This window comes from Syntrophorhabdaceae bacterium (assembly GCA_028713955.1).
GTDB lineage: Bacteria > Desulfobacterota > Syntrophorhabdia > Syntrophorhabdales > Syntrophorhabdaceae > UBA5609.
The window spans coordinates 22,434-36,139 of record JAQTNJ010000001.1; the positions used below are offsets into that span (position 1 = coordinate 22,434).

Annotated in this window: 12 protein-coding genes; all 12 read right to left on the reverse strand. The window is 40.8% G+C overall.

Features of this window, described 5'->3' with window-relative positions:
• Positions 1–15: 15 nt before the first annotated feature.
• A complete protein-coding gene (locus PHU49_00100; GenBank protein MDD5242392.1) occupies positions 16–1,212 on the reverse strand; it encodes a hypothetical protein in 1,197 nt (398 codons plus the stop codon).
• A 710-nt stretch (positions 1,213–1,922) separates the two neighbouring features.
• Entirely contained in the window at positions 1,923–2,975 is a 1,053-nt protein-coding gene (pseI, locus tag PHU49_00105) for a pseudaminic acid synthase (protein ID MDD5242393.1), read from the reverse strand.
• Positions 2,972–3,514: a UDP-4-amino-4,6-dideoxy-N-acetyl-beta-L-altrosamine N-acetyltransferase gene (pseH, locus tag PHU49_00110; GenBank protein MDD5242394.1), complete on the reverse strand. Its 543-nt coding sequence runs from the start codon at positions 3,512–3,514 to the stop codon at positions 2,972–2,974. Before pseH ends, pseI begins: the two co-directional genes overlap by 4 nt.
• Complete coding sequence (gene pseG / locus PHU49_00115; protein MDD5242395.1) at positions 3,511–4,575, reverse strand: UDP-2,4-diacetamido-2,4,6-trideoxy-beta-L-altropyranose hydrolase; 1,065 nt, start codon at positions 4,573–4,575, stop codon at positions 3,511–3,513. Before pseG ends, pseH begins: the two co-directional genes overlap by 4 nt.
• A 14-nt stretch (positions 4,576–4,589) precedes the next feature.
• Positions 4,590–5,459 (reverse strand): hypothetical protein, encoded by an 870-nt coding sequence (locus tag PHU49_00120; protein ID MDD5242396.1) that lies wholly within the window; start codon positions 5,457–5,459, stop codon positions 4,590–4,592.
• Positions 5,456–6,979 (reverse strand): radical SAM protein, encoded by a 1,524-nt coding sequence (locus tag PHU49_00125; GenBank protein MDD5242397.1) that lies wholly within the window; start codon positions 6,977–6,979, stop codon positions 5,456–5,458. Before PHU49_00125 ends, PHU49_00120 begins: the two co-directional genes overlap by 4 nt.
• A gap of 67 nt (positions 6,980–7,046) precedes the next feature.
• Positions 7,047–8,036: a UDP-N-acetylglucosamine 4,6-dehydratase (inverting) gene (gene pseB, locus PHU49_00130; GenBank protein ID MDD5242398.1), complete on the reverse strand. Its 990-nt coding sequence runs from the start codon at positions 8,034–8,036 to the stop codon at positions 7,047–7,049.
• A gap of 11 nt (positions 8,037–8,047) precedes the next feature.
• On the reverse strand, positions 8,048–9,205 hold the full coding sequence (locus PHU49_00135) for a hypothetical protein (GenBank protein ID MDD5242399.1): 1,158 nt from the start codon (positions 9,203–9,205) through the stop codon (positions 8,048–8,050).
• A complete protein-coding gene (locus PHU49_00140; protein ID MDD5242400.1) occupies positions 9,202–10,533 on the reverse strand; it encodes a hypothetical protein in 1,332 nt (443 codons plus the stop codon). Before PHU49_00140 ends, PHU49_00135 begins: the two co-directional genes overlap by 4 nt.
• Before the next feature lie 27 nt (positions 10,534–10,560).
• Positions 10,561–11,661, reverse strand: coding sequence for a hypothetical protein (locus tag PHU49_00145; protein ID MDD5242401.1), 1,101 nt, complete (start codon positions 11,659–11,661; stop codon positions 10,561–10,563).
• Positions 11,648–12,583 carry a DapH/DapD/GlmU-related protein gene (locus PHU49_00150; GenBank protein ID MDD5242402.1) on the reverse strand — a complete coding sequence of 312 codons (936 nt, stop codon included), beginning with the start codon at positions 12,581–12,583 and terminating at the stop codon, positions 11,648–11,650. Before PHU49_00150 ends, PHU49_00145 begins: the two co-directional genes overlap by 14 nt.
• Before the next feature lie 57 nt (positions 12,584–12,640).
• The gene (locus tag PHU49_00155) at positions 12,641–13,612 is read right to left on the reverse strand and encodes a hypothetical protein (protein ID MDD5242403.1); all 972 of its coding nucleotides are present in this window, start codon (positions 13,610–13,612) and stop codon (positions 12,641–12,643) included.
• Positions 13,613–13,706: the final 94 nt, after the last annotated feature.

Sequence of the window (13,706 nt, forward strand, 5' to 3'; positions counted from 1 at the left end):
TATTCTACTGGTCATTTATCCGGCTATAATCTTTTCCAGCTCCAAACGGATATTCTTCGCAACGTTCCCGTGATAGCAGTCACTGTAAAATTCCTTCTTGATCTTTTCAATGGTATCCTTGTCAAGGTAGACACCATTAATGAAGTTCTGGACATGATACTTAAGTATCTCGTAACTATCTGCGATGATGGGTAGTTTGTTATAGTTAAAGAGTGTGTCCAGCCTGTCTGTTATTTCATATATTATAACCTTTCTCCCGGCAGCAAGCAGCTCATCACATAGCGACGTATGGCAGGCTATCGTAAGGTCTACCTTTTCGCCAATGAAATAGGGGTTGTATCTTGCGTAATCTAGCTCAATCTCCATATTTTCAGTCCCGTTGATTACCTCAACCAAGTCAATTATATAGCGGCTCTTGTATGAGTCAGCCTCTTTCCCCTTGATTACAATGTACAGGGACGGAAATTCATTGGCAAGTTTTATGAGGCACTTATAAAATTGGATTGTTTCATAGGCTTTTGCCGCGGGCCGTAATGTATCGTCAATATCATTTGCCGGCAGATAGAAATCAAGGGCCATGACAAGCTTTTTCGTTTTTTTTATTGAATCATACTTTTCATCGTAAATATGTTTCTTTTCATATTTATATAAATTATCAACCCTTACAAGGCCAACGGGTAAAAAGTTGTTGACTTTAGATGTTTTCAGGCACGGTTCTCTGATAATGTCGCCGGCTACAAAGTAATAATCCATTATAAGGTAATTATCAGGGAAAAATGCCATGATGAACCTTTCTTCTGTTGCGCAAATCTTTATATCAAGCATTGTCAGAGCTGCTGCCAGGTATTTCGGGAAAAGAAATTCATATCCCACGAGCGCGACTTTAAGGTTTTTGAATTGAGAAAATATCATGCAGCACCGTCTGATCCTCTTGAAAATAAAGACAGAGAGCAGCAGGTACCATATACCGTACACAAACATTTCTTTCAGAAGAGTAAAATTCATATTTTTTAAAAACATTATCAAGCTTTTGTGAAGCACTTTTTTATCATATGCTATATCGTTCAGGTCGGTATAGGATATGCTATTTTCTTTGTAGTACTTATAGCTGCCCGACATGTAACTCGCGTCTTTTTCGCCCAATGAAACATGCAGTATTTTCGACTTATAAAAAGGCGAGTCGGGTCTGGCATTGTAAAAATGATCCTTCATGAACATCTCACCATAATATACGCCTTGATGCGGAAAATATACGACGCTGTATATATCGGGGTTGATGTCACATTTTTCATACACACCCAGGTTTGGATTAATGCTTTGTATCTCACCCATTTTCCTTGATGACGAAAACTTTCTTTGTAACATCCCTATCAGACTACTGTATGCCATATTGAATATTGTGTAAAATAAAAGGCCAGGGAAAATAGTGACGCTCAATTCGCTGGCAAGGTCCTTTCGCAAAAAAGATGCAAACGAATGGAATGCTATGATTCTCACTTTTTTAAACCTTTGATTCGCTAAAAGATACTCGGCGGCTGCATATTGCTCGGCGAAAGGCGTAATAACTCTGTTAAAATAATATTTCCATGCTACATCAATCTTTCCCTGGTGTTCCTGTCTGACATTAAGGAGTTTCTTTATAATAGAATAGCTCTTTGATTTGTTCGTTATCTGGAATATATTTTCGGCGAACTCAACCGCAAGCGACTGGGCTCTTGCGTAGCAAGAAAAATTATTATACTCCCTTTTGACCCATCTGATACCATGCCTTTCATAGAGGTTTAATTTCTCTGTATTTCTGAAAGCCTTGCTCATATCAAGGAAATAAATTGTGTAACTTTTAAAAAATCTAAGACATAGCAAAATAGGCAGCCAGAGATAGGTTAACCTGTAAATTACCAGAGCTCTTTCCCTGGTATCATTCATTTGACAAGCTTCCAATCTAAGGGTGTCCCTTTCAATATGTTCTTTACTGCTTTTCTTCCGATCAGTTTTTGATAGTATTGAGGGTGCATACCATCGCCGGGTCTTATTGACCTTATGTTTTTCTCGTTGAATGTTTCCCCGGCCGCGATATCTTCAACCACAAACAGGGATCTTGAAAAACATCTGCTCTTTTTCATGCCTTTCGTGATCTGGTACTGATCATTTCCAAGGGCGTCCTCGGCTTCTCGGATTGTCTTTACCATAGACTTGAATTCCTCGGGCTCAAGGGAGAAGGAAGCGTCAGGTCCACCAAGCTTTCTATCCAGTATGAAATGTTTTTCAACAATTCTTGCTCCTAATGCTACAGCAGCTACGGGAACCGTAATACCCACAGTATGATCAGACAAACCGACTATTGTTTTGAATTGTTTTACAAGCTGGGGGATATTTCTTAAATTTATATCCTTGGGATTTGCCGGGTACTCTGAGGTACACTTTAATAAAGCGATTTGCTGATTACCTTTTTTATGACATGCATTTACTGCTGAACGAATATCACCAAGGGTGGCTATTCCGGTCGATAGTATAACCGGTTTGTTCTTCGAGGCGATATATTCAATGAGAGGCAAATCAGTAATTTCAAAAGACGCTACCTTATATGCCGGCACTTTTATGTCTTCAAGAAAATCTACCGCTGTTTTATCAAAAGGAGTGGAAAAACAGATGAGATTCAAATCTTCGGCAATCTCTTTCAATTTTGGCTGCCATTCCCATGGCGTGTAGGCGCTTTTGTATAATTGATAAAGTGTTCTTCCATCCCACATTGTACCATGCTTTATCTGGAAATAGCGTTTATCTGAATCGATGGTTATCGTATCTGGCGTATAAGTTTGCAGTTTTACGGCATCTGCACCGGCTGCCTTCATCGCCTTGATCGTTTTGACGGCTGTGCTTAATCGCTGGTTATGGTTCGCGGATAATTCAGCAACAATAAATACAGGGTAATTTTCTCCAATTAATCTCTTTTTAATCTTTATATAACCCATCATTCCCCTTCTTTGTTGATGAGACCCATTATGACTACATCGTGCCATTGTCCGCCTTTCATAACAAATTGATGCAGCACACCCTCTCTTGTAAAACCTGATCGTCTGTAAAAAGAGAGCGCTGTTCTATTGTTCTTCAGAACTTCCAGTTTAAGCGTGTGGAGTCTGAGGATATTAAATGACAGATTTTTGAGACAATCGATCAGCAGTGTGCCTGGTTTGGGAATACCGCTATCGGGATTAGTATAGATTCCAAGATAAGCATTACCATTTTTTTGATCGACCTTTTTCAGATTGATGACACCGACATATATATCTTTTTTTTTCACAACCCAGCAAAACATATCGCTGCGTGTTGCCAGGTATTTAATATAGGCGGCGTGCTCTTTCTTAGATATCCTGTGGTCCTGGTACATCCATTTGGATATAGCCGCGCTGTTTCTCCACCGCCGCACCATCTCTTTCTCTTCTCCATTGAGGTTAAGGAAGCTGATAAGCCGCACATCTCCGATATTGAAGTTTTTACTGAGATCCTTTATCATTCTTTTTCTTCGCCCATCTTCTGTATTGCATCAGCAACCCTGTATGCCCCTTTTCCATCTACTATATTTTTCCCTTTTGATATCATCTTCATCCTCTTTGCTGGATTATTCATAAGCCCTCTAATGGCTACCGCAATGTCTTCCGAGGTGATCTCTTCATACCATCCAAGGTTTATAGCGATGCCCTCCCGGTGAAGGTTTTCAGATATTTCTCTCTGGTTATCGGCGAAGCTCATAATGATCGATGGGACACCGATAAAACATCTCTCCCACGATGCAGAACCCCCTGAGCCGATTGCCATGTCTGCCTTAAATAACAATTCTTCTATATTGTCTACCTGGCAATAGTAACGGGCATTGGGCATCAAAGCGCATACTTTTTTGATAGTATCCTTGTTTGGGTTTGTCACACCGACGACAACATCAATTAAAATGTCATCCCTGTTTAATAGCTCAATGGCTTTCAGGGCTTTCATAGTTTCATTTGTCGGGTCTGTACCACCAACAAAAACCAATATCCTTTTTACGTCTTTATTAAATTGTTTCTGCTTCTTTCTTAATGGCAGAAATTGTTCACGCAGTAAAATATACTTTGCGCCGAGCAGCATCCTGCATCCCTCTGGTACCATCCCTTTGTATCTCTTTTCCATATTTCTATATAAATTCTGATTTAACAAAAGGTCACAGTGGTGACGCCTGCTGGTAAAATCATCAATGACCATTACCCTCCGAACACAGCCTTTTATGTGTGATTCCCACGACGCATCAATCCCGTAATGGTCAGAAACCAACAAATCCGGTCTCCGGTTTTCCTTTTTCAATATTTCTTCCGTCAGGAGCATATCGGTTTTATTCATTATTCGGGGAGGCAATCCATGAACGATATAGCCTCTTTTTTCAATGATATGGTTTATATTGCCTTTATATTTCCGGCAGATAAAGTGAATATTTAAACCCCTTTTCCTTAAAACATCGGCGAGGGTGAGACATCGCATTATATGCCCGGTACCGATATCAACCGAGGAATCTGCTCGAAAATAAATATCCTTAACTTTATCCAAGCGTTTCAATTATTTTATTTATCTTCTAATTCCGGGAAGAGAGATCTTAATTTTTCTAAAAAATCAATGCTGCCGACAACCTTTTTCTGATGGTCAAGTATCATGTATCTATCGCCTGCCTTCACGATGGAGAAAAGCGGCCTTTCCGTCAGGTTTGCGACCTGTATATTGACCCCTTTTACACCGACATGCCGATTGATCTTTGCTATCTCGGGGTTATCGTCAAGCCAGTCATAGACGTCTTTTAATAAAATGGGTTTCCCTTTATAGAGAGCGTTATATATATGGCGTATAAGTTCGAGGTCCGCTTGTTCATCGACGGTAAGACGATATTCCGGCCTGTAAAGATCATTGTTCACCTCTATCCCGGATGTCTTGAACTCTCCCATATTTTCCCTTATATACTGGCTTACTGCAGGCCCTTTATAGTGATTGTGCACCTCTTTCATGGCGTTAAAAGAGATCAACTCAGATAATGTTCCGTAGATCACGGGAACATTGGCAACATAAATAAAATCATGGTATTCATCCCTAAATATTTCTGCAAACCTCGACGCACTCTCCATGTCGAACAAGGGACAATCGCATGTTACCCTTATTACGGCATCCGACTTTTCTCTTTCACATAGCGCTATATGACGCTCGACGACATCCTGTTCGGCGCCGGCGTACCAACCGCAGCCGAGTTTTTCCGCTTCCCTGATCAATCCTTCGTTCAGAGAATCGATGGATGTGGCAAGAAAAACTCCGTCAATTCCCCGCACCTCCTTCATCCGTTCGACGTGATGCGCAAAATTTGTCTTGCCGGCTATCTCTTTAAGAACCTTACCGGGAAGACGTGTGGACGCCATCCTCGCGGTTATGACCCCAATGACTTTCCTCATTGCCCCTTATGCGTCTCCATCTTCGACAGCGGGTATGAGCCGCTTTTTTCCATGTTTTGTCTGCGCTTATAAAAATTCAATAAAAATCTTTTATAGAGATCTTTATCAAAAGAAAATCTGTAAAACATAAACCTATTCCTTGCCTTCGCCAGTAATGTAAAAACGTTGTTTTTTAGTCTATCAATTGCCCGGTCAATCTGGTGGTTTCCAAGCCGTACCGATGATTCCATGTTTAAAAAAAAGGCAGCACTTTCGGAGTATTTTCCGTTTACCTGCCAGGGCCGTATATACTCTGCAGAAGTATACATGTCGATAGTTTCTTTATTCGTCCATTCAAGGAAGTCTTTAGGCTCCCGGAGATATCCTTCTTCCAGGAGTTTTTTTGTCAATTCGCATTTTGGATAAGGTCTGAAAGTCCCGGCGCCGCATGTAAAATATGGATATCTCCTTAGCCTGTTAATAAAGACAATCGTCTTTTTTATATCGTCTATATTTTCACCTGGTATCTCAATAATAAAAGATGAGCGGGCAATAATTTTGTACTCGTTACACTTTTGAACGGCATGTTCCGCCTGTTCGGGCGTTATGCCTTTTTTCATAATCCTTAGTGTATGAAGTGATCCGGACTCAATGCCAAGGGTAAGTTGGACAAGCCCGGAACGCTTGCACAGTAAGAGCGTCTCGTTGTTCAGCATCCTGTCATTGAAATAGTCACAACGGCATTCACCATCCCACGTGATATTAAGCTTTCTCGCGATAATTCCCTCGCATATCTCCCTTACCCTTTTTATATCCACGAAAAAATTATCATCAATTATTTTTAGGTGTGTTAAGTTATATTTTCTGATAAGGAAATCTATTTCCGAAATAACCTTTTCAGCGCTCTTTTTCCTGTAACGCGTGTTACCCGTCACGGTATTAATACAAAACGTGCATTGCGAGGGACATCCTCTACTGCTTTCATACGGCAGCCAGCGCATAGGCTGCCGGACATACTCAGACAGCTTATCGGTCAGATAGCTCGATATGAACCTCTCGATGTTGTCATCTATGTCATAATCGGGCAATGGGAGTGATTCGAGATCAAGGATTTCCTTTTGGAAAACTTTCTTACCCCCCGGATTCCTTTCTTGGACCATCCCGGCAATATTGACAATGTGCTTTTCACCCTCACCCGCCACTACATAATCAACATATTCTGACTCTGCCATCTGTTCAGGGAATAAGGTGCAATGCCAGCCACCAACTACAACGGGTATATTTGATTTTTCCTTTATAAATTTAACTAAATTATAAGCATCAGATACCTCTGATGTAACTATTGAAATACCGGCAAACAAAGAACTCTTCAATTCGATGCCAATAGTTTTTAAAGGTTCCGGTTCGAAAGCACAATTTACTATTCTGACTTTATAGCCGGCCTTTTCAAGCTGTGTACCCAATGAAATAAGATTAAGGGGCGGATAATTATTATAGCCGTAAATATTCTGGGGTCTGATTAATAAAACCTTATCTGTCATTTATTATCTTTATACAAAACTTGACAACTTCATCATTTATTATAGTCTATAGGGGCATTGTATTATGTTAAGAATCTTTCACTAATCCCCTCAATTCTTCTACCGTTAACCACCTATCGTTCGTGTTGCTGGCATAAACAAAACCTTCTTTGACGGGTTTCCCTCCGTTCGATATGTGGGTCTTTGCCGTCCACCAGTGGAATTCCGGCTCAACGATAAAATAATCGTCAAATTCAAGCGCGTGTCTTGCATCATCCTCAGTCACAAGTACCTCATGAATCTTTTCGCCTGGTCGTATACCAATGATCTCATATTTGCAATCAGGGGCAATAGCTTTTACAAGATCTGTGATATTCATACTTGGTATCTTCGGGACAAACAATTCTCCTCCTTCTGTGATCTCGAGGCATCTTATTACAAACCTGACACCTTGTTCCAGGCTTATCCAGAAACGCGTCATCCTTGTGTCAGTTATGGGTATTATTCCAGCCTCTCTCATCTTCATAAAATATGGCACTACGCTTCCCCGGCTTCCGATGACGTTTCCATATCGCACAACGGCAAACCGCGTCTTTCTCCAACCTGAATAAGAGTTGCCTGAAATAAAAAGTTTATCGGAACAAAGTTTTGTTGCGCCGTAAAGATTGACTGGATTCGACGCTTTATCTGTACTAAGGGCTATTACCTTTTCTATGCCGCAATCTATGGCCGCGTTTATGATATTCTCAGCGCCTATAATGTTCGTTTGAACGGCTTCGAAAGGATTTCTTTCCGCAGCCGGTACCTGTTTTAGGGCAGCAGCATGGATAACATAATTTACTCCATAAAAAGCCCTGTACAACCTGTCCTTGTCCCTCACGTCACCGATAAAATATCTGAGACAACGGTAGTCTTTTTCAGAAAACATCTGCGCCATTTCGAATTGCTTCAGTTCGTCACGGCTGAAAACGATTAATTTTTCAGGATGGTGTTCTTTCAGAATGGTCTCAATAAATTTTTTCCCGAAAGACCCTGTCCCGCCGGTCACCAGTATTGTTTTTCCATCAAATATTGACATGTGTTCCCCTTCTAAAATCCTTTTTTCAGTCTATTCGCCACGATCTGCCAAAAGGGTAGATCCTGGCTATTCTCTGTTTTGATATAAGCATTACGGTAGTTATCATAATGCTCTTTACTTATATTTAGCTCAAATTCCCAATCAATATCTTGAGTCTCATCTATAAAAATCGGCGATTTTCCAAACCACTTAGCTATCTCTTGAATATGATACTCTATAGGCTTTTTTCTAAAATCAGAACAAGACATGGAAATAACAGGCTTTTGAAAAAGATTCGCAAAATTTAAGGCAGTACTATAATGTCCTAAAACCAATTTGCTTTCGTGAACAAGTCCGGCTGTTTGTCCTTTAAAGCGTTTACGGCCCCTGAAATAATCCGGGGTATCTTCATAATTGGCTTCAGGACATTCCGCTATAACTACCTCATACCCGGTCTTTCTCTCGACGGATTCAAAGAAGCGGTCAAGGTAGGTAAAATATTTTCCCACCTCAATCGGTGGATCTAACTTAAACATGGCATATTCATGGTGCAAAGGCAGGAATTCATCTATAAACACTGCAATATCACGCCCCGGACAAGGTCTGCTTTTTTCCTTTAAATAGATGTCGTAGTCTAAAGTATGAATCCACAACACCTCTGTATCCTTACTAATGGGATAATGGTATTGCATGCATTTGCTCCCACCGGCAAAAATAAAACTGACCGGTTTAATACCAAGAAATCGGAAAGGTATTTTCATATATATATGCTTCAGTAACGTTGTTGATTTCATACTAAATAAGTTCTTCAACACTTCTCTTTTTTTCTGGAGATAAATCTCTCTGGCAACAGGGATAGCATTGGCACAAAAAACCGCATAGGAAGCAGATGATTTACTTAATGCCGAGTAGACCCATAAGTTCCAAAAATAATAACTTACGAAATTCACGACAAAATCGCTGCTCGTTAGATTAGACAGTCTTTCATATGCCTGCTGTCTATCATTGAAAATACTCAAGCCACGACAATCGGGCATGCTATAAACTCTTGAATAATTAGCATATAAGGTAGGGGTCATATCCCATATTTCAACATCAAAACCATTTTCCCGTAGGGTCTCTATTCCAAACCGCTGATAGTCACGTTGGCTAAAATAGCCCTCTAAAAGGAAAATTATTCTTTCAATCATAAGGTGTGCTCTATCCGGACAAGTCTTTTGGTTTTCCCTTCAGTCCTTGGTAACGCGCCTGCCGGAACGAGTTCTATCTGGGAGTTAACCTCAAATCTTTCCTTAATTCTTTTTGCTATGGCAAGATTCAGCCTTCCCCTTTCGTTCTCTGATAATCCGTCGCGGTACTCTATTGCTACAGTGATCTTATCAACGGGCTGCTTATTTTCAACAATAATTTGATACTCACCGGTCATTGCATCAAGAAACTCTGAAACGACCCCGCCGATAGCAACCGGGTATATGTTAAGACCTTTTACTACAATCATATCATCGCTTCGCCCCAAGACCTTGAACCTGAAACTCGACCTTCCGCAATCGCATCTGTTATGATCCAGTATCTCAACCATGTCATGGGTCCTGAACCTAATGACAGGCTGCGCTTCACGCTGAAGATTAGTCAAGACAAATTCACCTGTCACACCTTTTTCTATAGGGAATACTTCTCCGGAATCAGGGTCTATCAACTCAATATAAAGGTTGCCCTGTCCCATAAAATGCAACCCTTTCTGTTCACTGCACTCTCCACCGAACATGCTTAGAACGTCTGAAACACCATAATTGGCATCCATTGCCTTGATTCCCCATGTATCTTCTATCTTTTTTCTTATCTGTCTATCCTGTAGCCCTCCTTCACCACCGAACAAACCTTTTGTCAAGCTCAGGTTGGCAGGCTCCATATTGAAATCATTTTCCAACAGAAGTTCCAGTTTTTTCAGATATGACACTGTGCAGCTAAGGGCAGTTGGTTTTACTTCAATGATTGATTCTATCAGGTTTTTAGAATTGCCCACACCGTAAGGTATTACAGAGGCGCCTGTCTTTTCAAGACTCTGGTGATCCGTATAACCGCCGATCCACATGCAGTAATTCAAACAATGGAAAACAACATCATCGGGTCTAAGTCCCGATGCCCAGAAACAGCGTGCTCCTGACCGAATTGTTGCCTCTATATCATTGCCGGTCATCGCGATAAAAACCGGCCGCCCTGTCGTTCCTGAAGTTCGATGAATTCTGATCACCTTTTTTCTGTCAACAGACAGGTTGCTTCCCAATGGGGGAAATTCTATCTGATCATCGATAATCTCTTTCTTTTCGGTAAATGGCAATAATTTAAAATGATTAAATGCTTCTTTGGCGCTTTTAAACGTCTGCAGTTTTTTCTTATAAAAAGGACTTTTTTTGAAAACATATTCCAATTGTTTAAGCAAGAGAGGTCTTTCAACCTCTTCGGAGAGTCTTTTCAATGAAAGTTTTTCAAGGCGAGAATCGAATATCTCAGGATACATATCGGGATCCACTTAATGTCAGCGTTGTCACGAATCGCTTCCGTCAAGGTACCACATCAGCAGGTAACCGTTTTCGTCGACTTCGGCCGTTTTGGGCAATTGCCAAGAAGGATTCCAGTTGATTCTTTCCTGATACAGATAATCGGATTGAAGCAAAATCCTGTTATGGCTGTCCCTTTTTAATATCGTACCTTCATACAGAGTGATCTTTCCTATGTCAGTCATCGCGGCATACATTGGTTTGGCCCTTCCTGAAATAACACCACTGTTCGTCAGTTTTTTTGCCAGTTCCAAACCTTTTGCCAAGGAGGTTCTGAGGTGATGCATGCCTTTCATCGGCAAACAGTGGAAAAGATAATGTGCCTCAATGCCGAATGCCCTCATTTTGTCATAGAGTTCTACCAAGGTAGCAATATCATCATTCACACCCTTGAGGAGCACGTTCTGTGAATAAATGGCAATTCCCATTTCTTTAAAAACTTTCAACCTTTCTATTGTTTCAGGAAAAAATTCAACAGGATGGTTTATCTGAGTTGCGATTTCAAAACGAATATCAAGCTTCTTCTTGAATATTTCAATAACATTATTGCCAATCCTCGCCGGGTCCTGGGTTAAGAGCCGCGTCGCTATTCTTGCTATCTTTATGTTTGGTGCGTACCTGGCGATGGATTCAATAAAAAAACCTAACCTCTGCGGGATGATGAATGGATCTCCCCCAGTGATAAGAACCTCCCGTACTTCATCTCTTAACTCTTTTGATCCGCAGTATTGCGCTATTTTTGTCAATTCGGATTCACTGAGAGTGAACGTATCATATCCCGCGCGAAGGCAATACCGGCAACGTGCAGCGCATATCATGGTCGGCTCAATTACCATGTTCCTTCGATATAAGCGCTCTACGCCTCTCAGCTTATGACCCCCCAGTTCGACATCCAGGTCAGCTTCCCAGTGCTTGACGTTTTCTTCTTTCGTTGGAATATTTTCGAGACCAAGTTTTTTGTACTGCAGATAAATTCCCTTATAGTCGCCGGAATTCTCCCCTTTTTCCTTTCTTATAGCTTCCATTTTGTTTTTCAGGAAGGGAGGAATCTTTTCAGGAAACATTTCGTTTTGTTTATTTTTTATCATGTGACTGTTGTTCCTCCTTTCTCTTCCTTAACAAACGTGCTGGATTGCCCGCATAAACACCGTTGTCCTTCAGGTCTCTGATAACCACCGCCCCTATCCCGATGGTTACATTGTTTCCTATCAGCACAGAATCCCTTATACTGGCGTTCGGCGCGATAAGACAATGCCTGCCGATTACAACCTGCCTGCTGATGATGGCTCCGGCAGTAATCATCGTACCTTTTTTCACTACACAGTTAGACCCAATCTGCACGAGGTCGTCAATCTTTACATTGTCTTCAATAACCGTATCATCGATAGCCGAGCTTTCTATACATGTGTTGGCTCCTATCCAGACATTATCACCTATTGATATTTTCCCGACATGGGGGAAATGTATCAGCTTTCCGTCTTCATCAAGTTCAAAGTCATAACCTGTACTGCCTATTGTTGAATTGTGTTTAATAAAACAATTATTGCCTATCCTGACGCGCCCCGTTATGACTACATTATTCATGATTCTTGAGTTGTTTCCTATGATCACTTCAGGCCCTATTACCGTGTTCTCTCCTATTGAAACACCGTATCCAATCCTGGCATTTGCATCGATCTTTGCAGATGGCGATATTACAACGGAGTCATATTCTACGAAAAATTCATTCAAGACATTAATGAACTTGACCCTCGGATTATCAACGATAATATATGATAGTCCATCATGTTTTGAACTCAGCTTTTTCGCTGTCAAAATAAGAACATCTTTATGTCTTTTAATCTTTTTTTCCGGGATGGTATCGTTTTCGCTTAAATATAAAAAGGCTTTATTACCGAAGTTATTTACCGATGAGGGATATTTAACGACAAAATCTTTCCCGATAAGTTTTAAGCCTAGAAACTCGGCTATCTCGGAGGCAAAAATATCGAGATACTTTATTTTATACATATTCCTGCTCCTTTCTTTTCTTGAAGCTTATAATGCGCATCGGTGATTTATAGGATATTACAGGCTAACAGTTCTATAGTCCTCGTTGATAGACTGATCCTGATCGCTGTCGCCTTTTGTTGCGTAAAATTCTTCAAAAGATACTCTTTTGAATTCACCGTTACAGTCCAACACCATGTTGATGCTCTTTCTTTCCCTGACTTCAATCGGCTGGAAGAGCATCGGTACGGCATATTCCCGATGTTCGGATAATCCGATAAATGGCGATCTGCATACTTCATCGCAATATTTTTTTGATACACAAAAAAAATCGGCAAGTATCAGACCATGGTCACGGCCAAAGCTTAACACAGCCCTCGTTAGATCTTCTTCATAACCACGCACTGGCAGCATCTCCAGTATTCTAAGCACCCTCCCGTCAACACCCTTTATTTTTTCCAGTCTGACCACTGATAGTCCCTTCTTTGCCTCAGGGTCTATCGTAATGATGTTATAATATATGTAAGGGTGATTTAAGTAACGCCACTTAAGAACCTCTAAATTCTTATACGATGAAATTGCGAAGCGCTGAGTATGGTCTATCCAGTAGTCTTCTGATATGTCCGAAAAATCTTGGATAACAACATAGTCCTGCCTTATCCTGGAGCATCGCTCTGCCGATTCCCTTAAAAATTCCTTCTGTCCCTTTATTGAATCATTCCCGAACAAAAAAAGACATTTTCCTGCATCCATGACAGCAATCTTTCTCTCTATTTCATTTATCATAGGATAGCCGAGCTTTTCATATGAATTGTAAGATAGCTGGTTCACTCCATAACCACAATAAATTTCAGTCATCCCGCGCAATCTTTTGACCAGTTCCCGCCCAAGGCCTTTAATTTTTGAGAAATTCATCCACTCGATATCCCATACAGTCTTGGCTTCCTTCCCATCAACATATGTTTTCCATGGGAGGAAGGCATCCAGCGCGAGTATATTCCTGTCTTCGTCAAGAAAGACAAGCATTGAGTATTGGTTCTTGTCGACCATCGTTGTCTTAAAGGGCGAATCGAAGTATTGCCAGCGGACATATTTATTATCTGCACCAAAATAAGATTCACTGCCGATAAAATCTCTCAATAAG

Coding starts and splice junctions, on each gene's coding strand:
- PHU49_00125 (MDD5242397.1), bottom strand. CDS start 6,979: ATGACAGATAAGGTTTTATTAATCAGACCCCAGAATATTTACGGCTAT.
- pseH (MDD5242394.1), bottom strand. CDS start 3,514: ATGATAAAGGATCTCAGTAAAAACTTCAATATCGGAGATGTGCGGCTT.
- PHU49_00145 (MDD5242401.1), bottom strand. CDS start 11,661: ATGATAAAAAATAAACAAAACGAAATGTTTCCTGAAAAGATTCCTCCC.
- PHU49_00150 (MDD5242402.1), bottom strand. CDS start 12,583: ATGTATAAAATAAAGTATCTCGATATTTTTGCCTCCGAGATAGCCGAG.
- PHU49_00100 (MDD5242392.1), bottom strand. CDS start 1,212: ATGAAGGATCATTTTTACAATGCCAGACCCGACTCGCCTTTTTATAAG.
- pseI (MDD5242393.1), bottom strand. CDS start 2,975: ATGATGGGTTATATAAAGATTAAAAAGAGATTAATTGGAGAAAATTAC.
- pseB (MDD5242398.1), bottom strand. CDS start 8,036: ATGTCAATATTTGATGGAAAAACAATACTGGTGACCGGCGGGACAGGG.
- PHU49_00135 (MDD5242399.1), bottom strand. CDS start 9,205: ATGATTGAAAGAATAATTTTCCTTTTAGAGGGCTATTTTAGCCAACGT.
- PHU49_00120 (MDD5242396.1), bottom strand. CDS start 5,459: ATGAGGAAAGTCATTGGGGTCATAACCGCGAGGATGGCGTCCACACGT.
- PHU49_00140 (MDD5242400.1), bottom strand. CDS start 10,533: ATGTATCCTGAGATATTCGATTCTCGCCTTGAAAAACTTTCATTGAAA.
- PHU49_00155 (MDD5242403.1), bottom strand. CDS start 13,612: ATGGTCGACAAGAACCAATACTCAATGCTTGTCTTTCTTGACGAAGAC.